Origin of the sequence: Pseudomonas sp. SH10-3B (assembly GCF_019891415.1) — a bacterium.
Lineage (GTDB): Bacteria > Pseudomonadota > Gammaproteobacteria > Pseudomonadales > Pseudomonadaceae > Aquipseudomonas.
Genome location: NZ_JAFLXD010000013.1, coordinates 47,103 through 69,536 on the forward strand (window position 1 = coordinate 47,103; position 22,434 = coordinate 69,536).

The following is a 22,434-nucleotide window of genomic DNA, read 5'->3' on the forward strand; positions in this document are numbered from 1 at the left end:
CCAAGCAAAAAAAAGAGGCCTTGAAAAAGGCCTCTTTTTTATTGCCGATTAATCAGTCCGGCTTACCGTTTACAACGCCTGCGGTGTTATCCAACAAACTCTTGGTCGCGGTTTGCAGGAACGATTCGAGTTTCTGCTTGAGTGCAGCCTCGTCCGGCGATTCAGCAATCACTTTACCGGTCGGGTTGGCACCCAGTTCGTATTGCCACAGCTTCGGTGGCATTTCCTTGGGCAGTACCAGAATGCGGTCTGCAGTCACCAACGCCACGGTCTGGTCGCTGCCGGATGGCTTGATCACGCCAAAGCCCTTGTCGCCTTCCGGCAGGTTCAGCAGGTCGCGGCCCCAGCATTGGTGCAGGGTGTCGCCACCCAGGCGGCCCATGATGGTCGGCACGATGTCGATCTGGGTGCCCACGGTGTGGTCACGCTCGCCGAACTTCTCCTGCATACCCGGTGCAATCATCAGCATCGGCACGTTGAAGCGGCCCAGGTCCATCTCGGTGATCTGCTGTTCGTTGCCGAAGCCGTGGTCGCCCACGATCACGAACAGGGTTTCCTTGAAGTACGGCTCCTTGCGGGCCTTTTCAAAGAACTGGCCCAGGGCCCAGTCGGAGTAACGCATGGCCGTCAAATGCTCGTTGAGGCTGCCACGGTCGGTGACTTTCTCCACCGGCAATGGCGTCGGCAACGCGTACGGCGTGTGGTTGGACAGGGTTTGCAGCAGTGCGTAGAACGGCTTGCCGCCCTCACGGGCCTTCAACTCTTCCAGGCCACGGTTGAACATGTCCTGGTCGGACACGCCCCACGTCGGGTCGGAGAACACCGGGTCGACGAAGTCGTTGCGGCCGATGAAGTTGGTCATGCCCTGGTTGCTGAAGAAGCCCGACTGGTTGTCCCAGGCGAAGTCGCCGTTGTAGACATACACGTCGTCAAACTTGCGCGCGCTGAGCAACTGCGGCAGGCCCGACAGCTTGTGGCTGCCTTCCGGGGTCTGCATCAGGTATTCAAAACCTGGCAGGTTCGGGAAGCAGGCCATGGTGGCGAACATGCCCTGGTGGGTGTGGGTGCCATTGGAGAAGAAGCGATCAAACAGCAGGCCTTCCTTGGACAGTTTGTCGAAGGATGGCGTGATGTTGCCGGGACGACCCAAGGCGCCTACCGAGTGACCGGCGAAGCTTTCCATCAGGATCACGACGACGTTCTTGATCGGCAGGGTCTTCTCGGCCGGTGGCGTGTAGTCACGGCGCACCGCGGCGATGTCGGTATCGACCAGTTTCTCTTGTGGCAGCACCAGCATGTCACGCACGGTCTGGGTGGCCAGCGGCTGGTCCAGGGTCGCCTTCCAGATGTTGGAGCGGTCTTCACCGAACCGCGCCTTGGCCGCCGCGATCAGCGACAAGGTGCCATTGAGGCCCAACTGGTTGGCGAAGTTCGAATCGGTGGTGTACACATCGCCCCAACGCAGCGGCGGGCCCTGGCGCAGGGTGCCTCGGGCGGCGACCACGGCGATCAGCAGGCACACCACGAACACCGCGATGCGGCTGTACCACGGCGCGACTTGGCGGGTACCGATGCTGCCACCGCTGAACGGGCCACGAGGGCGCGTGGCGCGGTCGGCGCCCTTGAATGCCATGCTCAGGATCAACGTGCCCACGGCCCACGCCAGCAGGTAGCGCACCACCGGAAAACCGTACCAGAGCATGCTCATCACGGTTTTCGGGTCTTCCTTCACATACTGGAAGACCAGGCCGTTGAGGCGCTGGTGGAACTCACGGTAGAAGTCCATCTCCATCAAGCCCAGGAACAGGGCGATGCTGGACGCAATGGTCAGCCAGAAGCGGAAGAAGCCACGCGCGGCCATGGCCCGTACGCTGAACAGTGCCAGCAGCAGTGGGATCAGCAGGTATACCACCAGGCGTAGGTCAAAACGCAGGCCGTTGGCGAATGCTTCAAGGAAGGTCGAGGCCGGCGTGTCGAGGATCATCTCGCGGTTGTAAGCCAGCAGCGCCAGGCGCAGCAGGGAGAACATCACCATCATGACCAGTGCGCAGAGCAGCGTGTACGCCAGATGGGATTTGACGGTCGGTTGCAGCAGGCGATTAGAAGCTCGCTGCTGACTCAGGGCGTCCGGGTTTGCCATGTCGTTTCAGGACCCATTGGAAGTTTAAGTGACGAAGTAGTGCAGTGGCGCGAATGGTGCCCGATCAATGCCATCAAGGCTATTAATTACTGAACGAGCACGACTGCCCCGCCTTTAAAAGCACCTGAAGCAGGGCATTGGCAGGGTCGATAAAGCCGGCGGATTGTCTTGGATAAGATGTGAAAATTGTGTGCAGCGAATATTTCGACACACAAATCTCTAGAGTGCGCTGAAGACCAATGTGGGAGGGGCGGTGCGACGCCCCTCCCACATTTACTGTGCCCGCTCCAAATTGAGTGCGGGGGTCAGATCCGCACGTTACCGCGCGGTCCTGCAATGGCCCAGATGATCAGGCCCAGTACCGGCAAGAGCAGGATCAACAGGATCCACAAGACCTTGGCGCCGGTACTCGCGCCGCTTTTGAACACGTTGATGATCGCCCAGATATCCAGCGCCAGGATGATCAGCCCGATCAAGCCATTAAAAGTGGAACCCATGGTGTCGCTCCTAAGTGAGGGCATGCCCTTGTAGGATAGTCAGCCCTGGCAGGGGTTCCGTTTTATTTCAGACGTGTACGGCAACCTTCAGCGCTTCGAGGGATGGCTCGGCCGTGATGCCGACTTCGGCACACAGCGCCAGTACACGCGGCAGGTCGTTGCCGAACACCAGCACCGCCTGGATCTCGTCGTCCAGCAATTGGCTGAAGTTGAGCAGCACATAACCGCCATCTTCCGGGCTCAGGGCGCTCATCTGGATCTGGATACGGTTCAACGCGGTGAGGTCTTCAGTCTTGGCCAGTTGCTTGGGCTTGAGGTTGAACGCCACGCTCGGACCAAACGACGCGACGATCTGCGCAAACAGGTCGCCATAGGTATCGGCCTGGAACAGCACGGTGTCCGGCAGGCTACCGACCACCACCCACTCCCCCAGCGGAATCGGGAAGCTGTCGTCGTAGTTGATATCCGGGTTGGCCGCCAGGAAGGCCGCCGGGTCGGCGTAGGCCTGGACGGCCTCCTCGGCGATGCGCGTGACCTCGTCCTCGCCCATGACCCCGGCGCTGATTTTGCTGATAAGTTCGACGAGGGCGGTTTTCATGGGGCGATCCTGTAGCGGGCTGGTTTTTGAGGGCGCACAGCCTACACCAGTTTCTCCAGCTGCGCCGCCGTGTCCTTCGCGCCCATGGTCTGCGCCGCCGCCAGCGCCGTCGCGCCCTGGGCATCGGTGGCCTTGGGGTTGGCGCCTTGGCTGAGCAGGTAGTCGAGCATCTCGACGCGGTTGAACATGGCGGCCATCATCAGCGCGGTACGACCGTCGGACGAGGCGGCCTCGATTGGCGTGCCCCCTTCAATCAGCGCCTTGACCACCGGCAAGTGACCCTTGAACGCCGCGCCGGCGATGGGCAGTTGGTTCTTGTCATTGGCGATCAGCGGGTCGGCCTTGAACTCCAGCAGCACTTTTACCGCTTCGGCATGGCCGTGGTAGGCAGACAGCATCAGCAAGGTGTCGCCGTTGTGGTTACGGAAGTTGGCCGGCAAGCCTTTGGCCAGCAGCGCGGCGAGCATGGCGGCGTCACCTTTGCGGGCCACGTCGAAGACCTGCTCGGCAAATTCGGCGGCTTCGTCTTCGGTCATTTGTTTGGCTTGATCTGACATGTGGGGGGCTCCTTGTCTGGTACTGAATAGGCGCCAGTGTCGCGATGGAGTTCCCCACTGTCATGGCTTTTTTGTCAAAAGCCCCCATAGGCACAATCAATAGCGGAACTGACCACCCTGGATCTGCGCCAACAGTTGCCCGGTGACCGGTACATAGCAGTCCGACCCCGGCAACCAGGCATACACCGGGTCATTGCCGGCCTTGTCCGGATCAAAAGCCTCTTCCTTGAGCCTGACCTTCTGGTACTTAAAGGTACCGGTGGTTTCCATCTTGACCTTGATGCGCAGGAAGAGCGGCACTGCATAGGGCGGCAATTGTCCGTGGGCGAATTGCAGCAACTCGCGCATGTCCAGCGAGGCCAGGGATTCACTCGGAGTGATGGCAACCATGCCTGCGCGGCCATTGGTGTTTTCGATCTCGACGCCATAGGCCACTACTTCGGCGATCTGCGGGTGTTGCAGCAGCACGTTCTCGACCTCGGTGGTGGACACGTTTTCACCTTTCCAGCGATAGGTATCCCCCAGGCGATCCACAAATTGCGCATGGCCGAAGCCGATGCTGCGCAACAGATCGCCGGTATTGAAGTAACGGTCGCCTTTTTCGAATACGTCGGTGAGGATCACCTTGCGATTCTTCTCCGGGTCGGTGTAGCCATCAAAGGGCGATTTGTCATCGATCCGGGCCAGCAGCAAGCCCTGCCCGCCCGTTGGCACCTTGCGCATAAAGCCATCACTGCCGCGCAGTGGCTCGCCGCTGTCATGGGCGTAGTCCACCAGTGCCCAATGCTGCAGGCAAAAGCCGATGGTGTTATCGAAATTCAACACGTTGGTAAAACCGATATTGCCGTCACTGGCCGCGTACAGCTCGCAGATATGCTCCACACCATAACGTGCCTTAAACTGCGCCCACACGCCGGGGCGCAAGCCATTGCCGACCATCTTGGTCACGCGGTTATCAAGGTCGTGTTCGCCGGGTGGCTGGTCGAGCAGGTAACGACACAATTCACCGACATAGCCGAGGGTGGTTGCGTTGAATCTGCGCGCATCGTCCCAGAACTGACTGGCGCTGAACTTGCGGCGAATGGCGAAGCCCGACGCCCCGACAATCGCCGAGCCCCAGCACACACACAGCCCGGTGGCGTGGTACAGCGGCAAGGTGCAATACAAGACGTCGTCCGGCCCCATGTCCAGCGCGATGCTGCCGAAGCTGACAGCGGTTTTGGTCCAGCGACCATGTTTCATGATGCCGGCCTTGGGCAGGCCGGTGGTGCCGGAGGTGTAGATATAGAAGCACGGGTCGTTGAAGAAGATCTGCGCGGTGCTGGCCGGGTTGTCCACCGGGCACTCGGCGCTCGCAGCCAACAGGTCGATATAACCCTGCGGCACTGCGCTGGATGGCTGATCGGCGACGAACCAGGTTCGATCAGATGCGATGCCCACCTGATCGCGCACCGCGTCATGGGCAGCCACCAACTCCGCGCCGACAATAATGGCGACCGGACTCACCAAGTTCAGGCTGTGCACCAGCGTCGCCTGGGTTTGCGCGGTGTTGAGCATCGCGCAGATGCCGCCCAGCTTGGCCACGGCCAACACGTTCAAGAGCAGTTCGGGGCGGTTTTCGATAAACAGCGCCACCACGTCACCCTTGCCGATGCCCTGGGCTTGCAGATGATGGGCGATACGGTTGGCGCATTGGTTGGCATCGGTGTAGCTGAACACACGGTCGCCGTACAGCAGAGCGTTGCCGTCGGGGTTGCGCAGGGTCGCTTGCTCAAAGTGCCAGCCCAACCCGCACGGCTGCGCGGGGTCGGTGACATTCGCGGCACGCATGCCACGCACTACGCGCGGCAGGGCGCGGACAATGGCCGGCACCTTACGCAGCAGCTTGCCCCAGGTGATCATGTCGTTCTGCGGGTGGCTCATGGAGGAACGTCCTTTTTCTTATTCTTCGTATGATCCAGAAGCACAGATCCCTCCGTAGGCCGAAGGTCCAATGCATTGCAGGAAAATACGTCAGCCCTTCTTCAGCTGTACACGCGGGATTTGAAAAGTTTTGTATCCCGAGCGATGCCCCCCACAAAAAAGGAATTTAGCTGCCCGCAGGCAGTCTTTATCAGTACCGGCGCGTCCATCCCACCCCGTTGAGTAACGCAAAATGCAGGATGCATGATGGCCATTCATGCAATTTGCACGAAACTGAAAATTGGCAATTTTTTTAAGCGATTGATTTATAAAGATATTTTAATAAATCATGAGCTGGCACAATCACTGCACCTATCACTCCATGCTTGCCAACTTGAGCCAACGGAGCTGATAGACATGAGCCTGATCCAAGATAAATTCGCTTCAGTATTCTCCAACTACGACGTCACCACCCAGCCACGTCCCGACGGCGGCATCCTATTGACCCTGCGCAACAGTGACGGCAAGCAGGTCAAGCGTTCGATCTCTTACCAGCAGCTGCACACCGCCGATCAATTGACCTGGGTGATCAGCGCGATTCGTCGCGACCTGGCCGAACAAGCCAGTGAACTGCCGCAAATTTCCATGCTGCAAAGCCAGAACCGCTTTGCCCTGCCGACCTACCATTCGGCGTAAGTACTGCAGCCCCATAGAAAAGGCCGCGACGCTATTGAGCGTCGCGGCCTTTTCTGTTTATCAGCATAAACCTTGGCGTACCGCCTCATTCATCGCCTGCACCCGGTTGTTCACGCCGAATTTGCCGTAGATATTGCGCAGATGGAATTTCACCGTGGCTTCGGAGGTGGCGCGAATCTGGCTGATTTCCCAGACGGTCTTGCCTGCGGAGGCCCAACGCAAGATTTCCAGTTCCGCAGGGGTCAATGCTTTTCCAGCCAAACTCAAACGCCTTCTAACGGCGTTGGGTACGGAATAGTGTGTTGGAAATGATTCCTTTGGGCCTCTCATTAGTTTCGCTCCCTTTTATTGGCTATCGCCCTATCACCCTTCGGATTTCTCCTATTGACAGGTGATATAAACGTTGAGGCCGCAAAGAGTTACATAACCAATGGAACTAAGGCGTAGGGCCCGCGATAAACAGCCAGGCCTTACAGGAATTTGAGTTTATTCCCACAACAACTTCCACCATGCGGGGGTTGAAGTTTTTGATACGTCGCTCTTAGTCATCCAGCCCAGGAAAGCGTCGGGCGATAGCGTCGCCCGTCAACGTCGGCACTGGGCTTTGCGCCTTATTGAAAAATCGCAGCGTTATACAGTGCGGGTTCTCACCCATATCAAACCAGTGCGCCATACCGGCCGGCACCACCAGCAGGTCGTTTTTCTCACACCGCACGGCATATACGTAGTCGCCAACATGCAGGTTGAACAAACCCTGGCCGGCGATGAAAAAACGCACTTCGTCTTCGCCGTAGCGGCGCTCATCCAGGAACTCGGCGCGCAATTCGGCTTTTTGCGGGTGGTCGCTCGTGACACGGGACACTGCCACCGCAGCGTAGCCGAGCGCGTCGATCTGCGGCTGATAGGCGGCAATCATGTCAGCATCGCTGGCACCCCTTTCGATCAGGCCAGGTTGCCAGCGCTCAAACCGCACACCGTGCTCGGCCAGGGTGGCGACGATGTCGTCGACATGGGTCAGGACCTTGTTCGGGGTATCCGGTGAAGCAACGGGGTAGACGGCGACATAGCTCATTGAAGGATTCCTTGGTTCTGCTCTTGCAGTCGAAAACCGATGATAACGGCAGCGGCCAGGGCTGCGACGCTGGCAATACTAAAGGTGAAGGTCGGTCCCAGCAGGTTCCAGCTGTAGCCGGAATACAACGCCCCCAGCGCACCACCGGTGCCGGCCAAGGCGGCGTACAGCGCCTGCCCCTGGCCTTGTTGTTTGGCGCCAAAGCTGCGTTGCACAAAGGCAATCGCCGCCGCGTGGAAGCTGCCGAACGTGGCGGCGTGCATCACCTGCGCCAGCAACAGCACCCACAGGAGTTCGGCAAAAGAACCCAGCAGCAACCAGCGCAGCGCCGCCAGCAGAAAGCTCGCCAGCAGCACCCGGCGTACCGAAAACCGCGTGAGGATGCGGCTCATGCCCAGGAACATCAGCACTTCCGCCACCACGCCCAGCGCCCACAGCATGCCGATCACGCCACGGCTATAGCCCAGGTGTTCCAGGTGCAGGGTCAGAAAGGTGTAGTACGGACCATGGCTCATTTGCATCAGCGCCACGCATGCGTAAAACGCCAGTACCCCAGGGCTGCGCAGTTGCTTGAGAAAACCGTCTGCCCCCAGGCGATTGCCCTGGGTCACAGGCTGCGCATTCGGCACCCAGAGGCTGGCACCGATGATGCCGGCCATGATCACCACGACCACCACCGGGTAGATATCCAGGCTCAGCCAGTCGAACAGGCGCCCCATGATCACCACGGTGAGGATAAAACCGATGGAGCCCCACAGGCGCACCTGGCTATAGCGTGAGGTCTGTTTGTGCAGGTGGGCCAGGGTGATCACTTCGAACTGTGGCAGCACCGCGTGCCAGAAGAACGCATGCAGGGCCATCACCAGGGCCAGCCAGGCGTAGGTATGGCTGATGAAGATCAGCGAAAAACTCAGCAAGGTGCACACCGCACCGAAGCGCACGATGGCCAGACGCCGGCCCGTGTAATCCCCCAGCCAGCCCCACAGATTGGGGGCCACGCAGCGCATCAGCATGGGGATGGCCACCAGCTCGCCGATACGCGCGCTGGAGAACCCCAGGTGATCGAAGTACAGCGCCAGGAACGGCGCCGTCGCCCCAAGCAGGGCGAAGTAGAACAGGTAGAAGCTGGAAAGGCGCCAGTATGGGAGGGCTGTCACCGCCGCGCCGTCACAGCTGGCCCAGCACCGGAGTACTCACGCGCACATCGGCGTTTTGCCCGCGATTGCGCAGCAGGTGGTCCATCAGCACGATGGCCATCATCGCCTCGGCAATCGGCGTGGCACGGATGCCCACGCACGGGTCGTGGCGGCCCTTGGTGATCACGTCCACCGGGTTGCCGTGCACATCGATCGAACGGCCCGGGGTGGTGATGCTCGACGTGGCCTTGAGTGCCAGGTGCGCAACAATCGGCTGGCCGGAGGAAATGCCGCCGAGGATGCCACCCGCGTTGTTGCTGAGGAAACCTTGCGGGGTCAGCTCATCGCGGTGCTCGGTGCCGCGCTGGGAGACGCAGGCGAAACCGGCGCCGATTTCCACGCCTTTCACCGCATTGATGCTCATCAGCGCGTGGGCCAATTCGGCGTCAAGGCGGTCGAAGATCGGCTCGCCCAGGCCTGGCTTGACGCCTTCGGCGACCACGGTGATTTTGGCGCCGACCGAATCCTGATCGCGGCGCAACTGGTCCATATAGGCTTCCAGCTCCGGCACTTTGTCCGGGTCGGGGCAGAAAAAGGCGTTGTCTTGCACGCTGTCCCAGGTCTTGAACGGGATTTCAATCGGGCCCAACTGGCTCATGTAGCCACGGATGACGATGCCCTGGGTCGCCAGGTACTTCTTGGCGATGGCACCGGCGGCCACGCGCATCGCGGTTTCACGGGCCGAGCTGCGGCCACCGCCACGGTAGTCGCGCTCGCCGTATTTGTGGTGGTAGGTGTAGTCGGCGTGGGCCGGGCGGAACAGATCCTTGATCGCCGAGTAGTCCTTGGACTTCTGGTCGGTGTTGCGAATCAACAGGCCAATGGCGCAACCGGTGGTGCGGCCTTCGAACACGCCGGAGAGGATCTCGACTTCGTCGGGCTCCTGGCGTTGGGTGGTGTGGCGGCTGGTGCCGGGCTTGCGACGGTCGAGGTCACGCTGCAGGTCTTCCAGGGACAGCTCAAGGCCGGGCGGGCAGCCGTCGACAATGGCGACCAACGCCGGACCATGGCTTTCGCCTGCGGTGGTGACAGTGAACAGCTTGCCGAAGGTATTGCCGGACATGCAGGGCGCTCCGTGAAATCAGTTGAATCAAGTCAACCGTAATAACTTAAGGCGGCCAGTATACGCAGGCTAATCGACTAGTTCATCCTCGAAACCTTACCGGTCGACATGGGTCCAACCGGCACCTCCCGAATAATGGCGCGATGATGCTACGAGTTTTACTGTTTACCCTCACCCTGTTTACCGCCGTGGCTCACGCCGCCTCCCCCGTCGTACTGCAACGCCCGATCAGCCTGGACACCGGTAGCGGTGAGCTGTTTGGCTCGCTGTTGTTGCCGCAGTCCGACAAGCCGGTGCCGGTGGTGTTGATCATCGCCGGCTCCGGCCCCACCGACCGCAACGGCAACAGCGCCGACGGCGCACGCAATGACAGTCTCAAGCGTCTTGCCTGGGTACTGGCCCGGCACAACATCGCCAGCGTGCGCTACGACAAGCGCGGTGTAGCCGCCAGCCTGGCCGCCACACCCGACGAACGCAACCTGACCCTCGACGCCTACGTGGCCGACGCGGTGGCCTGGGGCAAATTACTCAAGGCCGATAAACGCATGGGCCCGCTGATTGTGCTGGGCCACAGCGAAGGCGCGCTGGTTGCCGCCCTCGCCGCCCCCCAACTCGACCCGGCTGGAGTCATTTCCCTGTCCGGCAGCGCCCGCCCGGTGGATCAGGTGATCCGCCAGCAACTCGCCGATCACCTGCCACCTGCCCTGCTGCTGCGCAGCAATGAAATCCTCGATCACCTCAAGGCCGGCCAGGTGGATGCTGATGTGCCAGGCCCGCTGGAGGGCATTTTCCGACCCAGCGTGCAGCCTTATCTGATCAGCCTGTTTCGCGCCGACCCTTCAGCGGCCTTTGCGAAACTGCGCATGCCCGCATTGATCATTCAAGGCACCAACGATATTCAGGTAGGTGTCGGCGACGCTCAGCAACTGAAAAGGGCCAAGCCCGATGCCGAGCTGACCGTGATCGAAGGCATGAACCACGTCATGCGCATCGTGCCCAACGACGTAAAGCAACAATTGGCCTCCTACAATGACCCACAATTGCCTCTCGCCGCTGAGTTGGGCAGCCGGTTGGTGCGCTTTATCGACGGACTTCAACCCCGTTAAGCGACAATTTGCCTCCAGTCCTGCAGAAAGCGGCCGATAAGCCCAGGGTCGACAGCAAAAAGACTGTCGACTGGCAGGGCTTGGACAGGATCACACCGCATGACAACCACTGAAGCAACACCGGAACCGACCGCCGACACCCCGGCTGAAAAAACCGAGGCCGTCGACGCGGCTCCCCTGCCGTGGGCGGAGGTTCAGGCCGAGCATTTCAAGATGCTGCGCCTGGCCCCACTGGCTACCGACCGTGCCACCGGTGTGCGACCGTTGCGGTTCGTGCAGTTCGGCTATGCCGAGCGCAATGACAAACACCACAGCCTGTTGCGCATGGTCATCCAGTTGCCGGGGCAGCGGGTGCGCCGCGAGCAGAACCACCTGGATATCTGGGTGGATCACGATAAACATCGCGTGCATTTCGGCCCGGGCAACAGCCTGGAAATCGAACCGGCCAACCGTGGCATCGGTCGCTTCCTGGTGGCCCAAGCCTCGGCATGGGCGAAGAAGAACTGGTCACACTACCGCGTCGACGGCGTCGACCTGGCCAACAAGGACGCACTCAACGAAGCCACACGCCTGCGCCGCGATCACTTCCTGCGCGTCCAGGGTTTCGATGTGGCCTACGCCGATGTGCAACACCTCAAGGGCAACGTACAGCCCGGCAAGGTCAGCGATGTGCTGGACAGCTGGAACACCGAGAAGGTGCAGTTCGTGGAGATCCTTGAAGCTGCGCAGATGCTGCAACAGGCCGAGCACAACCTGTTGGAGCAGGAAGTGAAGCTGCGCAAGGAAGAAGAAAAGGTCACCAAGTTCAAGCGTGAGGACAGCGGGTTGCGGTTTACCATCACCTGCCTGGTGGCGTTTACCGTGTTTCAGGCAGGGTTGTTGATCTGGATTGCCACGCACCGGTAGCCGGCTGGAATGCAATCAAAATGTGGGAGGGGGCAAGCCACCTCCCACATTGTTTGTTCTGTAAGGCTGGTTAAACCCGAGCGGCGAAGATTGCCTGATGTTCACGGCACTGTTCGGCCGTGAGCATGAACACCCCATGCCCACCCCGCTGGAATTCCAGCCAGGCGAAGTCCACTTCCGGGTACAACGCCTCGACATGCACCTGGCTGTTGCCCACCTCGACAATCAGCAAACCCTTCTCGTTCAGGTGGTCCGCTGCCTCGGCCAGCATGCGCCGCACCAGGTTCAAGCCGTCGTCGCCACAGGCCAGGCCCAACTCCGGCTCGTGCTGGTATTCGTCCGGCATGTCGGCGAAGTCTTCGGCATCCACATACGGCGGGTTGGACACAATCAGGTCGAAGCGCTGGCCCGGCAGGCCGTCGAAGCCATCGCCCTGCACGGTGTACACGCGCTCGTCGACACCGTGGCGCTCGATATTCTGGTTGGCCACTTCCAGGGCTTCAAAGGACAAGTCGCCGAGCACCACTTCAGCGTCCTGGAACTCGTAGGCGCAGGCAATGCCGATGCAGCCAGAGCCGGTGCACAAGTCGAGGATGCGCGCCGGCGGCTGGGCCAGCCAAGGCTCGAAGCGGTTTTCGATCAGCTCACCGATGGGGGAACGCGGAATCAGCACGCGCTCGTCAACGATAAACGACATGCCGCAGAACCACGCCTCTTTCAACAGGTAGGCAGTGGGCACCCGTTCATGAATACGGCGATGCAGCAAACGCTGTACGTGAGAGATTTCCTCCTCTTCCAGGTTGCAATCGAGATAGCTGTCGGCAATTTCCCATGGCAGGTGCAAGGCGCCGAGCACCAATTGCCGGGCTTCGTCCCAGGCATTGTCGGTGCCATGGCCAAAAAACAGGTCTTCCCCATGGAAACGGCTGACAGCCCAACGGATGTGGTCGCGCAAGGTGCGCAGGCGGGAAGTGATCACGGGGGCAGACTCCTGGAAAAAACGACTGGCAATTCTAACAGCCTTCGCCTGTACCGACGATGTACGAAAACCTGCCGCCGTACGTCGGATTTCATCCAAATCGCCATCATTCAGTTAAACATCTGCCCCCCTTGACATGGCTGCACGCCAGCAACGGCGTACCTTACGATAGTAGCGATTCACAGAACCGCTCAGCCAGTGGACAATGGCGCAAAAGCCCCCCTCACAGGAGCCCCAGAATGTCCGTTCCAAAGACGATGTTTCAACTCAGCGGTCGTGGTTACGCAGCAGCCAACCTTGGCCATGCGACCCTCGTGATCATCGATGCCCAAAAGGAATACCTCAGTGGCCCGCTCGCGCTCTCAGGCATGGACGCGGCGGTCGGCAACATCAAGCAACTGGTCGCCGCCGCACGCAATGCCGGGCGTCCGATCGTGCATGTGCGCCACCTGGGCACCGTGGGCGGCCTGTTTGATCCCCAGGGCGAGCGCGGCGAATTCATCCACGGCCTGGAACCCGCAGGTGACGAAACCATCGTTGACAAGCTGCTGCCCAGCGCCTTCCACGGCACCGGCCTGGAAAAACACCTGCAGGACCTAGGCTCCCTGGACCTGATCGTCTGCGGTTTCATGAGCCACTCCAGCGTCAGCACCACCGTGCGCGCCGCCAAGAACCTGGGCTTTCGCTGCACCCTGGTGGAAGACGCCTGCGCCACCCGCGACCTGCCTTGCAAAGGCGGCGTCCTGAGTGCCGAGCACGTACAGCAGACCGAAATGGCCATCATGGCTGACAACTTCGCGACCCTCGCGCTGACCAAAGATCTGATCTGATCGTCCTTCTGATGAGCGGCGCGACGTGTTTATGGCTCCGCTCATCCGCAAATGCCTGTCATTTGCTGCAATTGCCTCTGGCCCAGGAACAACCTGTGTATCTTCCGGTCGAAGGGCCGATACCCTGGAGGAAAGGTCGGAATGAAGATATCCGATGGTTTTGACGCTCGTCGCTTGCGCCCCAAGGGCCCGAGCAACTGGCGTCTGCGCCTGGTGGCCGGCATTGCCGCGCTGCTGGCGATTGTAGGTGTGCTGCTGGCAGGTGCCGGTGGCGCCGGTTTGTTTGGTCACTCACCGGCCCTTGGCGAACTGAATGCCAGCCCCGGTGGCTCTGCCCTCCTGCTGGGCATCGGCTTGCTGGTGCTGTGGCTGGGCGTGTGGCTGTGGCGTCGCAGCCGTCGGAAGATGCGTCAGCCGTTGTCGCTGAACATCGCTTCGCACCTGATGAAAAAGCACGACTGATGGCGCATAGATAGCGTTTCCAGCGCCCTGGCCGCCGCGATTTAGGTAAACTGCCCGCCCTTCGCGGAGGCTGACATGCAAGACGACGATTTTTCCCTGTTCAAAAACGAGCTGCGCGGCGTCAAGCCGATCAAGCATGATCGCGCTGACACCGGCAAACCCAAGGCCGACCGCGCGCAGATTGCCAAACTGCGCCAAGCCGCGACCGTGCGCACCGACGCCACCACCGTGGATGGCCTGTCGGACCAGTTCGTCATCGACGTAGGCCCCGAAGACGAACTGATGTGGGCCCGCGACGGCGTGCAGGAAAGCCAGATGCGCAAGCTCAAGGTCGGCCAGATCCCGTTCGAAGGCAGCCTGGACCTGCACGGCATGAACGTGGAAAAAGCCCGGGAAACCCTGTGGGCTTTCCTTGCCGAAGCCACCAAGTTCGAAATCCGCTGCGTGCGCGTCACCCACGGCAAGGCTGTGCGGTTGGACGGCAAGCGGCCGATGATCAAGAGCCACGTCAACACCTGGCTGCGCCAACATGCCCAGGTGCTCGGCTTTACCTCGTGCCAGGCACGCCACGGTGGGGCGGGTGCGGTGTATGTGATGCTCAAGCGCACGATGATGGAAGGGCGCGACGAGTAACAAGTGCCATCGTCAGGCTTGCAGCGATGTGTCGGCCACCGTAACCTTGCGCTTTGCGAAAATCCCACAGGTAGTTTCATGTCCCTGGAACAGAATTACACCGCGATCCTCGGCCAACTCGGCGAGGACGTCTCCCGCGAGGGCCTGCTCGACACGCCTAAGCGTGCCGCCAAGGCGATGCAGTACCTTTGCCGCGGCTATGAACAGACACTCGAAGAAGTCACCAACGGTGCCTTGTTCAGTTCCGACAACAGCGAAATGGTGCTGGTCAAGGACATCGAGTTGTACTCGTTGTGCGAACACCACCTGCTGCCGTTTATCGGCAAGGCGCATGTGGCGTATATCCCGAGCGGCAAAGTGCTGGGCCTGTCGAAGGTCGCGCGGATTGTCGACATGTATGCGCGCCGCCTGCAGATCCAGGAAAACCTCAGCCGCCAGATCGCCGATGCCGTAATGCAAGTGACCGGCGCCCTGGGCGTGGCCGTGGTGATCGAAGCCAAGCACATGTGCATGATGATGCGCGGTGTGGAGAAACAGAATTCGTCGATGATCACTTCGGTGATGCTGGGTGAGTTCCGCGAAAACGCGGCCACCCGCAGCGAATTCCTCAGCCTGATCAAGTAACAGGCTGCGTAGGAAAAGACCGGCGTTCATCGCCGGTTTTTTTTCGCCCGCAGAATTAAGGTAAGCTGCGGCCCCTTCATCATGGGCAAGAGGTTTCAGCCATGTTCGTCAAAGCACTTCGAGTGGGCCTCGGCCACGTCATCATCGCCGGCGACTTCCTTACCCGCCCGCGTAAAAAGCAGCGCCCTGCCGAACAACAGGCCCAGGTGAACGCTGCGGCCAAGGACCTGACCCTGTATCAATTCCACGCCTGCCCGTTCTGCGTGAAGACCCGCCGCACCCTGCACCGCCTGAATGTGCCGGTGGCATTGAAGGACGCGAAGAACAACGAGCAGGACCGCCAGACCCTGCTGGAGCAAGGCGGCAAGATCAAGGTGCCGTGCCTGCGCATCGAAGAGAATGGCCAGACCACCTGGATGTATGACTCCAAAGTGATCATCGATTACCTGGACAAGCGTTTCGCGGCGATCTGACAGACCTGCTGAGATCCAATGTGGGAGGGAGCTTGGCCCTTCCCACATTCAGTTGGATGTTGGCAAATCCAGGTCCAGCTCCAGCAGCGCCGAACCGAGGCACTTGCCATGTGCATCCAGCGCCAGCGAGCGGGTCACGCCGCCGCGCAATATCCCCGGCAGTACGAAGTTCAGCGCTTGCACGTTGGGCAACTCATAACGCCGTACCGGCGCAGCGCCAGGTTCCAGCAAGCCCGCAAAAAACTCGGCCACGCGTTCGGCCGTGAGCTGCTCACGCAGCAACGGATAATCCTCGGCACGATAGGCAATGATCGAAATGTTCGAGGTATCGCCCTTGTCGCCGGTACGGGAATGGGCCAGCGTGTGCAGTTTCATGCTTCGATCCTCGGGTTGACCGCGTCACGGGGCAGCAGTAACGACGCCACCGCCACTACCTGCCGCACGCTCTTGCTTGCACCACCGCCGCCGGACGGGCCGTTGGTGTAGAGGGTTTCCACTTCATTGCCGACCCGCACCGCTTCGCTGCGTTCTTCACAGCGGGCAGCCACTCGCAGGCGTACTTCCCAGGGCTCCACGCTGCTGCGTGGACCGTGCAGCGAGTCCATGCCGATCAGTTCGGCGCGTACATCCTGCATCTTCACGCCCATCAGTTCCAAACGCTTGAGTACGACATCCCGCGCCAACTGCGCCCGTGCGACCGCGCCGGGGCCGCCGTAGGACATCTGCCCTTCGCCAATCCAGCCATCCAGATAGCCAACGCTCACCTTCAACTGCTCGGGCCGTGCGCGACCTCCCGCCCCCTGAGCGCGAACGCGATCCACAGCCTCTTCGACAAACCCCACGTTGGAGAAGTCGGCCGTCACGTCAGGCGTCAAATACGCCGCAGGGTCATGCACTTCGTAGATCAGTTGTTCTGTGCAGGTGGCACGGCTGACCCGCCCACCGGAGCCTGCAACCTTGGTAATCACGGCCTCACCGTCGGCATCGATCTCGGCCAACGGGAAACCCAGGCGCGCAAGGTCGTCCACATCCTTAAAGCCAGGATCGGCAAAATAACCACCGCTGACCTGCCCGGCACACTCCAGCAAATGCCCGACCAACGTGCCGCGCCCCAGGCGCTGCCAGTCGTCCACCGCCCAGCCGAATTCAAACACCTGCGGGGCGAGGAACAACGACGGGTCGGCCACACGCCCGGTGATCACCACATCGGCGTCGGCGCACAGGGCATCAAGAATGCCGTCGACGCCTAGGTAGGCATTCGCGGAAATCACCCGCGCGCCCAGTGAGCCCACGGTCTGGCCGTTATCCAGTACCTGCTCGGGGCGCAAGACGTCCAGCACGTCATCGCCCATCACGGCCACGACCTTGAGGCTCAAGCCCAGCGCATCGGCAATCCGCCGCACTTCGACCGCTGCCGACACCGGGTTGGCCGCGCCCATATTAGTGATCACCCGCAGGCGGCGCCGCCCTTCATAGCGGCCGACGTAAGGCAACACACGCTGCATGCGCTCACTGAGCAGCGGGTCATAACCACCCTGCGGGTCGCTGATGCGTGCCTGTTGCGCCAGGGCGATGGTGCGTTCGGCCAGACACTCGAACACCAGGTAATCCAGGTCGCCCAGTTCGGCCAGTTCCACGGCAGGTTCGATACGGTCGCCGGAATAGCCGGCACCGGAACCGATGCGCAAGGTTTTCATCTCAAATCACTCCCAGGAGCAACGCGGTCAGGGTCATCAACACCGACGCGGCAAACAGAAAAGGGATGGTGAAGCGCTGGTGATCGGCCAATTCGATCTTGCACAGGCCCACCAACAGGAAGGTCGCCGGGGTCAGCGGACTGACCGGAAAACCGGTGGTGTGTACGCCCAGCAACGACGCCTGGGCCACTTGCAGTGGGTCGACGCCCAAGGCTTTGCCGACTTCGGCAATCACCGGCATCACGCCGAAATAGTAGGAATCGGGGTCGAACAGCATGCTCAGCGGCATGGAAATAAAGCCCACCACCGCCGGGATCAGCTTGCCGTGGCCAGCCGGAATCTGCGCAACCGCCACTTCAGCGATGGCCTTGAGCATGCCCGTGCCTTGCATGATGCCGGTGAACACCCCGGCGGCGAGCAGGATACTGGCCATGGTCAGGGCGGTTTTAGCATGGGCATCGATGCGGGCGCGCTGGGCGTCGACGTTCGGGTAGTTGATGCACAGCGCCACCACGGTGCCGAGCATGAACATCACCACCGGGTCGACCCAGCCGGCGATCATCACCACCATGACCAGCACGGTCAGGACCAGGTTGACCCAGAACAGGCGTGGGCGGCGCAGCTTGATGTCGTCGTCGCTGAGCACCCGTTGCGGCACGGCATCCACCGTGGAGCCGGCACCCAGGCCGAGGCGTTTTTCTTCACGCCGGCCGAGCCACCAGGCGCAGGCAAAGACGAAGATCAGGCCGACGATCTGCACCGGGATCAGCGGCTGGAACAGGTCCGCCACCGGTACATGCAAGGCCGCTGAGGAGCGCAGCACCGGGCCGGTCCACGGCAGGAAGTTGACCCCGGCCGCCATCGCACAGACACAGGCGAGGATGCGTTTATCGATACCCAGCCGCGTATACAAGGGCAACATCGCCGGCACCGTCACCAGAAAGGTGACCGCCCCGGAACCGTCCAGGTGCACCAGCAGGGCCAGGGTCGCGGTACCGACCACAATCCGGGTAGGACGTGTCCCGACCGTGCGCAGGATGCGATCAATGATGGGATCGAGCATGCCGGCGTCGGTCATGATCCCGAAAAACAGGATCGCGAACACAAACATGCCCACTACGGGGGCGACGTTCTTGATGCCGCTAATGATGAAGGCACTGGTTTGCAGGCCAAACCCGCCGAGCAGCGCGGCGATGATCGGCAAGGCGATCAGGGCCACCAGTGGCGAAAGGCGTTTGCTCATGACGGCAGCGAGCAGGCACAGGATGGTAATGACACCCAGGGTAGCGAGCATGGGTTACTCCAGAGCGGCCTTGGTGGCCGGTTATTGTTTTCCCTGGAGTATTGGAAGCGCGCTAGTCTTTGTAAATTGGAATATTCACCCATCAGTGTTCGGAAAAACAAAATGAAGCCATGCTTATGAAAAACAGCATCCAACACATACAAGCGTTCCTTGCAGTGGCGCGCACCGGCAGCTTTACCAAGGCTGCCAACGAGCTGCATCTGTCCCCTTCGGCGCTGACCGTGCAGGTACAACAACTGGAAGACTGGCTCGGCGTCGTCCTGCTCGACCGCAGCCCCCGGCATGTGAGCATCACCGCCGCCGGCCAGGAAGCGCGCGGCCCGATGGAAAAACTGCTGCTGGACCTGGACAACATCGTCACCGGCTCCCGCGACCTCGCCGCCTTGCGCCGGGGCGTGGTGACCATCGCCGCCCTGCCCTCGGTCTGCGCCGGCAGCCTGCCACCGGTGCTCCGTCTGTTTCGCGAGCGTTTTGGCGGAATCGAAGTCCGCCTGCAGGACCTGGTGGCCCACCGCATTCATGCCCAGGTGCGCGCAGGCGAGGTGGATTTCGGTATCGGTGTGCGGGCGCGATTGAGCCATGGGCTGGCATTTGTCCCGGTGCTGAATGATCGACTCTGTGCGTTCGTACCGCTGGATCATCCGCTGACGCGGCATAAGCAGTTGACACTGGAACAACTGGCGCAACACCCGATCATCCTCACCGGCCGCGACAGCAGCGTGCGCGAACAAGTCGATGCGCTGTTCGATGCGACGCGGCTGACGATGAACGCCGGCATGGAGGCCAACTATATGTCGACAGTCCTGGCGTTGGTGCGCCAGGGGCTGGGGATCAGCGTGCTGCCCGAGTCAGCGGCGGACAGCCTGGAGGGACTGCGGCGCATCAGCATTGATCATCCGGGGGTCAACCGCGAGATCGGCTTGATCACCCGCAGCGCCATGAATTTAAGCCCGGCAGCGCAACGCTGCTTTGAGTTGTTGAAAGACGAACTGCGCTGAAGGCCGCGCACCCCGCTGAGATTGCCAGCCGACCGGAGCGCATGACTGCATGCGCCCGAAGTTCACCCTCTAGAAGATCGAATTAATCAATATAAAGAGCCGGGAAAGCGCCGTTGCAATTTCAAGCAAATCTCACTATTCGCCATGGATATGATCACGCTCACATGACGTTTAAAGGGTGTCAAATTCATGAGCGCTTCACCAAAAACGACACGGGCCTTCATTCTTTCAGCGCTGCAAAACATAGGCGTTACCCCAGATAAGTTGCAGGCCATCGATGACGGTGCGCAGATCTACGGACCCGAGGGGTTATTGGACTCCATCCATATAGTCGGGCTGATCTCGGAGATTGGCGAATGGGTCGACAGCCGCGCCGGTAACACTAAGAGTTTCTTCGATATCCTGGATGAGGATCTGTTCGAAAACTTCAAGGATATCAATTGGATTGAGTCGTTATTAAATGGAAAATTCAGTCATGTCAGCTTTTCCTCCTGATAGTCATTATATAAACGCCGACAAAATCGAAGACATCCCTTATAAACTCCTGGCCGATAAAGTGCCCACGCCCTTTTATGCCTACAGTGCCACGCAAATAAAAACTGACTTTGCCGAACTTAAACACGCATTGCCCGAGGGCATCGATTATTTTTATTCGCTCAAGGCTAACCCGAATAAATCCCTGGTCGCCCTATTACATAAAGCCGGCGCCGGCTGCGAAGTCTGTTCGCTGGTTGAATTGGAAATTGCACTACGCCAAGGTGTAGCGCCGGCCGAGATTATTTTCGTCGGTCCCGGCAAACATATTAATGAGCTGACCCAGTGTTGCCTCGCGGGTATTAAAGCCGTGGTGGTCGAATCCATCGAGGAAATGCATTTACTCAACGACATCGCGTCCAGCCTGGGGGTAACCCAGGCCATCGCGCTGCGTATCAACCCCGACTTTACCGGGGAAAAAGCCAAGTTGGTCATGAGCGGCAAGCCCCGGCAGTTCGGTATCGATGAACAACTGCTGCCACAGGCATTTGCCACGCTCGATCAGCTCTCGCACCTGCGCCTGGCAGGCCTGCATATTTACCTCGGCACTCGCATTCTCGACTGGCAGGCCCTTGCCAACAACACGCAAAACATCCTGGCACTGGCCGCCACGCTGCAACAGACCTATGAAACAGCGCTGGATTTCGTCGATGTGGGCGGAGGCTTCGGGGTGCGCTATTTCGACAAAGAGAAAGCACTCGACCTGGCCGCCTTGGGACAAGCCCTGCAGCCCATCGTGAACGATTACCGCAGGGCATTCCCACGCTGCAAAATCGTGATCGAACTGGGCCGGTTCCTGATTGCGCGGGCCGGCATTTTCGTCACGCGGGTCAACTACCTCAAGCCGTCCCGGGACGAGTGGTTTGCCGTGTGCGATGGCGGGGCCAACTGCCACGGCAGTGCCGCCGGCATCAACTCCCTGATCCGTCGAAACTTCCCGATGGCACGCCTCGGCCCCGCCACACCGGGCGAGCTGCATCGCTACCAAGTAACCGGCCCGCTGTGCACGCCGACCGACTTGCTGGGTGAAAACATCATGCTCGCCGAACTGCGCTCAGGAGACCTGATCGGCATCGGGCACTCCGGTGCCTATGGCGCCAGCGCATCGCCGGTGGGTTTCTTGAGTTTCGGTCATCCGGCGGAAGTTCTCGTGGAAAACGATCAGGCCTTTCTGATCCGCACGGCCGATGGCATAGACGCCCTGCTCGCCCCCCAGGTGTACCAACACCTGTCTTTGGCCAGCGCCTGAAGGAATCGTTATGTCTCTGCAGTTTGCGGCTACTCACATCCTGTGGCGCCAGTTCGAAAGGCACAGCGCTGCGCCTGCCGTAGACGACGCCCAGCTCAAACAGGTCAAGGACTTCGTCGAGGCCTTTTTCCACGCCCATGGCCATACCGCTCAAGCCCAGGACCGGCATGCCTCGCGCTGGTACGCCGCCCAGCACCTCACGTTCAGGGCAATGCTGACGCAATTGGTCGGTGAACTGGCCACCCAGATCCCGCTCAATGACGTGGAACTGGTGGTGCTGGCTCACTGGACACCAGACGTGGAGGTCGGCTGCTCGGTGACCAACGCCATCATTCACCAGACCAGCGCCCACGACGCCTTTGGCATCGCCATCAGCGATCACGGTCTGAGCAGCCCGTTCCTGGCGCTGCAAGCCATCGAGGACTACCTCGACGACACCAACGCTGGCCGCCCTGGGAAAAAAGCCCTGCTGCTGATCGCCGACCAGGACGCCATCATGTACCCCAGCCCGAGCCTGGAACGTTTCAATCCGGTGGCCAGCGCCTGCGTCGTGATGCTGCAAATGCGCGCAGACGAACCCGCCGACGGCCGAGCGACCGGCATCGTGTTCAAACAGTATCGAACCGTGCCTTTCCCGGCGACGCAACACGCACTGGAGACGCTGCTCAACAGGCTGGATATGTTCACGTCGATGGAAGAACACCTGCCCCTGTTGATCCTGACCACAGCGTGTTTCGCCGCACAGCTGCGCACGCACGCACAGTGGGCGAGCCACCGCATCGAGAGCTGGGACGACGCACTGCTCTGCAGCGCCCCGTGGGCGCGTTTACAACAATTGGCACCGAACAGCCACCGTATCCTGATGATGCAGCCCCAGGATAACGCGCTGAGCTGTGCAGGCCTTGTGGTGGGGGACTGA

Annotated in this window: 25 protein-coding genes; 12 read left to right on the forward strand and 13 right to left on the reverse strand. The window is 60.5% G+C overall.

Going from position 1 to position 22,434, the window contains the following annotated elements:
* Window positions 1–52: 52 nt before the first annotated feature.
* The 5 genes from J1G35_RS12460 to J1G35_RS12480 all read right to left on the reverse strand — a co-directional run bounded on the left by J1G35_RS12460 (window position 53) and on the right by J1G35_RS12480 (window position 5,715).
* Complete coding sequence (locus J1G35_RS12460; RefSeq protein ID WP_053129391.1) at window positions 53–2,140, reverse strand: LTA synthase family protein; 2,088 nt, start codon at window positions 2,138–2,140, stop codon at window positions 53–55.
* A gap of 305 nt (window positions 2,141–2,445) precedes the next feature.
* The gene (locus J1G35_RS12465; RefSeq protein WP_003172956.1) at window positions 2,446–2,637 is read right to left on the reverse strand and encodes a PLDc N-terminal domain-containing protein; all 192 of its coding nucleotides are present in this window, start codon (window positions 2,635–2,637) and stop codon (window positions 2,446–2,448) included.
* Window positions 2,638–2,704: 67 nt separating this feature from the next.
* The gene (locus J1G35_RS12470; protein ID WP_223015105.1) at window positions 2,705–3,235 is read right to left on the reverse strand and encodes a hypothetical protein; all 531 of its coding nucleotides are present in this window, start codon (window positions 3,233–3,235) and stop codon (window positions 2,705–2,707) included.
* A gap of 41 nt (window positions 3,236–3,276) precedes the next feature.
* A complete protein-coding gene (locus J1G35_RS12475) occupies window positions 3,277–3,792 on the reverse strand; it encodes an ankyrin repeat domain-containing protein (RefSeq protein ID WP_141155662.1) in 516 nt (171 codons plus the stop codon).
* 96 nt (window positions 3,793–3,888) lie between these two features.
* Window positions 3,889–5,715 (reverse strand): long-chain-acyl-CoA synthetase, encoded by a 1,827-nt coding sequence (locus tag J1G35_RS12480; RefSeq protein WP_223015106.1) that lies wholly within the window; start codon window positions 5,713–5,715, stop codon window positions 3,889–3,891.
* 396 nt (window positions 5,716–6,111) lie between these two features.
* Between J1G35_RS12480 and J1G35_RS12485 the strand changes: the two genes are divergently transcribed.
* On the forward strand, window positions 6,112–6,390 hold the full coding sequence (locus J1G35_RS12485; protein ID WP_027603943.1) for a DUF3509 domain-containing protein: 279 nt from the start codon (window positions 6,112–6,114) through the stop codon (window positions 6,388–6,390).
* Between the two features lie 60 nt (window positions 6,391–6,450).
* Here J1G35_RS12485 and J1G35_RS12490 read toward each other — a convergent pair whose 3' ends face one another.
* The 4 genes from J1G35_RS12490 to aroC form a co-directional block, all read right to left on the reverse strand.
* Window positions 6,451–6,720: a helix-turn-helix transcriptional regulator gene (locus J1G35_RS12490; protein ID WP_053129373.1), complete on the reverse strand. Its 270-nt coding sequence runs from the start codon at window positions 6,718–6,720 to the stop codon at window positions 6,451–6,453.
* A 211-nt stretch (window positions 6,721–6,931) separates the two neighbouring features.
* Window positions 6,932–7,462 (reverse strand): acireductone dioxygenase, encoded by a 531-nt coding sequence (locus tag J1G35_RS12495; protein ID WP_223015107.1) that lies wholly within the window; start codon window positions 7,460–7,462, stop codon window positions 6,932–6,934.
* Complete coding sequence (locus tag J1G35_RS12500) at window positions 7,459–8,619, reverse strand: MFS transporter (protein WP_053129369.1); 1,161 nt, start codon at window positions 8,617–8,619, stop codon at window positions 7,459–7,461. The genes J1G35_RS12495 and J1G35_RS12500 overlap by 4 nt, the downstream gene beginning before the upstream one ends.
* 10 nt (window positions 8,620–8,629) lie before the next feature.
* Window positions 8,630–9,721: a chorismate synthase gene (aroC, locus tag J1G35_RS12505; protein ID WP_053129368.1), complete on the reverse strand. Its 1,092-nt coding sequence runs from the start codon at window positions 9,719–9,721 to the stop codon at window positions 8,630–8,632.
* A gap of 143 nt (window positions 9,722–9,864) precedes the next feature.
* On the opposite strand from aroC, the gene J1G35_RS12510 reads away from it, so the two are divergent.
* Window positions 9,865–10,827, forward strand: coding sequence for an alpha/beta fold hydrolase (locus J1G35_RS12510; protein WP_053129364.1), 963 nt, complete (start codon window positions 9,865–9,867; stop codon window positions 10,825–10,827).
* A gap of 99 nt (window positions 10,828–10,926) precedes the next feature.
* Window positions 10,927–11,733, forward strand: coding sequence for a hypothetical protein (locus J1G35_RS12515; RefSeq protein WP_223015108.1), 807 nt, complete (start codon window positions 10,927–10,929; stop codon window positions 11,731–11,733).
* A 70-nt stretch (window positions 11,734–11,803) separates the two neighbouring features.
* Here the strand turns inward: J1G35_RS12515 and prmB are convergent, their stop codons facing one another.
* The gene (prmB, locus tag J1G35_RS12520) at window positions 11,804–12,712 is read right to left on the reverse strand and encodes a 50S ribosomal protein L3 N(5)-glutamine methyltransferase (protein ID WP_053129360.1); all 909 of its coding nucleotides are present in this window, start codon (window positions 12,710–12,712) and stop codon (window positions 11,804–11,806) included.
* Between the two features lie 239 nt (window positions 12,713–12,951).
* Between prmB and J1G35_RS12525 the strand changes: the two genes are divergently transcribed.
* The 5 genes from J1G35_RS12525 to J1G35_RS12545 all read left to right on the forward strand — a co-directional run bounded on the left by J1G35_RS12525 (window position 12,952) and on the right by J1G35_RS12545 (window position 15,734).
* Window positions 12,952–13,542, forward strand: coding sequence for a cysteine hydrolase family protein (locus J1G35_RS12525; protein ID WP_053129358.1), 591 nt, complete (start codon window positions 12,952–12,954; stop codon window positions 13,540–13,542).
* Between the two features lie 141 nt (window positions 13,543–13,683).
* A complete protein-coding gene (locus J1G35_RS12530) occupies window positions 13,684–14,004 on the forward strand; it encodes a hypothetical protein (protein ID WP_053129356.1) in 321 nt (106 codons plus the stop codon).
* 75 nt (window positions 14,005–14,079) lie between these two features.
* Window positions 14,080–14,637, forward strand: coding sequence for a Smr/MutS family protein (locus J1G35_RS12535; protein ID WP_105162625.1), 558 nt, complete (start codon window positions 14,080–14,082; stop codon window positions 14,635–14,637).
* A gap of 78 nt (window positions 14,638–14,715) precedes the next feature.
* Entirely contained in the window at window positions 14,716–15,261 is a 546-nt protein-coding gene (gene folE / locus J1G35_RS12540) for a GTP cyclohydrolase I FolE (RefSeq protein ID WP_003442011.1), read from the forward strand.
* 101 nt (window positions 15,262–15,362) lie between these two features.
* Window positions 15,363–15,734 (forward strand): glutathione S-transferase N-terminal domain-containing protein, encoded by a 372-nt coding sequence (locus J1G35_RS12545; RefSeq protein WP_027603930.1) that lies wholly within the window; start codon window positions 15,363–15,365, stop codon window positions 15,732–15,734.
* Between the two features lie 48 nt (window positions 15,735–15,782).
* On the opposite strand, the gene J1G35_RS12550 is transcribed toward J1G35_RS12545, so the two are convergent.
* From J1G35_RS12550 to J1G35_RS12560, 3 genes are read right to left on the reverse strand one after another with little or no spacing between them, the layout of a single operon-like run.
* Window positions 15,783–16,109 (reverse strand): hypothetical protein, encoded by a 327-nt coding sequence (locus J1G35_RS12550; RefSeq protein ID WP_053129352.1) that lies wholly within the window; start codon window positions 16,107–16,109, stop codon window positions 15,783–15,785.
* The gene (locus tag J1G35_RS12555) at window positions 16,106–17,431 is read right to left on the reverse strand and encodes an acyclic terpene utilization AtuA family protein (RefSeq protein WP_223015109.1); all 1,326 of its coding nucleotides are present in this window, start codon (window positions 17,429–17,431) and stop codon (window positions 16,106–16,108) included. The genes J1G35_RS12550 and J1G35_RS12555 overlap by 4 nt, the downstream gene beginning before the upstream one ends.
* 1 nt (window position 17,432) lies before the next feature.
* Entirely contained in the window at window positions 17,433–18,725 is a 1,293-nt protein-coding gene (locus J1G35_RS12560) for a citrate:proton symporter (protein ID WP_053129349.1), read from the reverse strand.
* Window positions 18,726–18,850: 125 nt separating this feature from the next.
* Here J1G35_RS12560 and J1G35_RS12565 point away from each other — a divergent pair, with 125 nt between their 5' ends.
* From J1G35_RS12565 to J1G35_RS12580, 4 genes are all read left to right on the forward strand, one after another.
* Window positions 18,851–19,732, forward strand: a complete 882-nt coding sequence (locus tag J1G35_RS12565) for a LysR family transcriptional regulator (RefSeq protein WP_053129348.1) — start codon at window positions 18,851–18,853, stop codon at window positions 19,730–19,732.
* 189 nt (window positions 19,733–19,921) lie between these two features.
* Window positions 19,922–20,227, forward strand: coding sequence for a hypothetical protein (locus tag J1G35_RS12570; protein WP_053129346.1), 306 nt, complete (start codon window positions 19,922–19,924; stop codon window positions 20,225–20,227).
* Window positions 20,193–21,515 (forward strand): diaminopimelate decarboxylase, encoded by a 1,323-nt coding sequence (locus J1G35_RS12575; RefSeq protein WP_262417272.1) that lies wholly within the window; start codon window positions 20,193–20,195, stop codon window positions 21,513–21,515. The genes J1G35_RS12570 and J1G35_RS12575 overlap by 35 nt, the downstream gene beginning before the upstream one ends.
* A gap of 10 nt (window positions 21,516–21,525) precedes the next feature.
* Window positions 21,526–22,434 (forward strand): hypothetical protein, encoded by a 909-nt coding sequence (locus J1G35_RS12580; protein ID WP_223015110.1) that lies wholly within the window; start codon window positions 21,526–21,528, stop codon window positions 22,432–22,434.

What these genes read in the sequence shown, in the direction of transcription:
- J1G35_RS12460 (WP_053129391.1), bottom strand. Translation starts at nt 2,140, where the DNA reads ATGGCAAACCCGGACGCCCTGAGTCAGCAGCGAGCTTCTAATCGCCTG.
- J1G35_RS12465 (WP_003172956.1), bottom strand. Translation starts at nt 2,637, where the DNA reads ATGGGTTCCACTTTTAATGGCTTGATCGGGCTGATCATCCTGGCGCTG.
- J1G35_RS12470 (WP_223015105.1), bottom strand. Translation starts at nt 3,235, where the DNA reads ATGAAAACCGCCCTCGTCGAACTTATCAGCAAAATCAGCGCCGGGGTC.
- J1G35_RS12475 (WP_141155662.1), bottom strand. Translation starts at nt 3,792, where the DNA reads ATGTCAGATCAAGCCAAACAAATGACCGAAGACGAAGCCGCCGAATTT.
- J1G35_RS12480 (WP_223015106.1), bottom strand. Translation starts at nt 5,715, where the DNA reads ATGAGCCACCCGCAGAACGACATGATCACCTGGGGCAAGCTGCTGCGT.
- J1G35_RS12485 (WP_027603943.1), top strand. Translation starts at nt 6,112, where the DNA reads ATGAGCCTGATCCAAGATAAATTCGCTTCAGTATTCTCCAACTACGAC.
- J1G35_RS12490 (WP_053129373.1), bottom strand. Translation starts at nt 6,720, where the DNA reads ATGAGAGGCCCAAAGGAATCATTTCCAACACACTATTCCGTACCCAAC.
- J1G35_RS12495 (WP_223015107.1), bottom strand. Translation starts at nt 7,462, where the DNA reads ATGAGCTATGTCGCCGTCTACCCCGTTGCTTCACCGGATACCCCGAAC.
- aroC (WP_053129368.1), bottom strand. Translation starts at nt 9,721, where the DNA reads ATGTCCGGCAATACCTTCGGCAAGCTGTTCACTGTCACCACCGCAGGC.
- J1G35_RS12510 (WP_053129364.1), top strand. Translation starts at nt 9,865, where the DNA reads ATGATGCTACGAGTTTTACTGTTTACCCTCACCCTGTTTACCGCCGTG.
- J1G35_RS12515 (WP_223015108.1), top strand. Translation starts at nt 10,927, where the DNA reads ATGACAACCACTGAAGCAACACCGGAACCGACCGCCGACACCCCGGCT.
- J1G35_RS12525 (WP_053129358.1), top strand. Translation starts at nt 12,952, where the DNA reads ATGTCCGTTCCAAAGACGATGTTTCAACTCAGCGGTCGTGGTTACGCA.
- J1G35_RS12530 (WP_053129356.1), top strand. Translation starts at nt 13,684, where the DNA reads ATGAAGATATCCGATGGTTTTGACGCTCGTCGCTTGCGCCCCAAGGGC.
- J1G35_RS12535 (WP_105162625.1), top strand. Translation starts at nt 14,080, where the DNA reads ATGCAAGACGACGATTTTTCCCTGTTCAAAAACGAGCTGCGCGGCGTC.
- folE (WP_003442011.1), top strand. Translation starts at nt 14,716, where the DNA reads ATGTCCCTGGAACAGAATTACACCGCGATCCTCGGCCAACTCGGCGAG.
- J1G35_RS12545 (WP_027603930.1), top strand. Translation starts at nt 15,363, where the DNA reads ATGTTCGTCAAAGCACTTCGAGTGGGCCTCGGCCACGTCATCATCGCC.
- J1G35_RS12550 (WP_053129352.1), bottom strand. Translation starts at nt 16,109, where the DNA reads ATGAAACTGCACACGCTGGCCCATTCCCGTACCGGCGACAAGGGCGAT.
- J1G35_RS12555 (WP_223015109.1), bottom strand. Translation starts at nt 17,431, where the DNA reads ATGAAAACCTTGCGCATCGGTTCCGGTGCCGGCTATTCCGGCGACCGT.
- J1G35_RS12560 (WP_053129349.1), bottom strand. Translation starts at nt 18,725, where the DNA reads ATGCTCGCTACCCTGGGTGTCATTACCATCCTGTGCCTGCTCGCTGCC.
- J1G35_RS12565 (WP_053129348.1), top strand. Translation starts at nt 18,851, where the DNA reads ATGAAAAACAGCATCCAACACATACAAGCGTTCCTTGCAGTGGCGCGC.
- J1G35_RS12570 (WP_053129346.1), top strand. Translation starts at nt 19,922, where the DNA reads ATGAGCGCTTCACCAAAAACGACACGGGCCTTCATTCTTTCAGCGCTG.
- J1G35_RS12575 (WP_262417272.1), top strand. Translation starts at nt 20,193, where the DNA reads ATGGAAAATTCAGTCATGTCAGCTTTTCCTCCTGATAGTCATTATATA.
- J1G35_RS12580 (WP_223015110.1), top strand. Translation starts at nt 21,526, where the DNA reads ATGTCTCTGCAGTTTGCGGCTACTCACATCCTGTGGCGCCAGTTCGAA.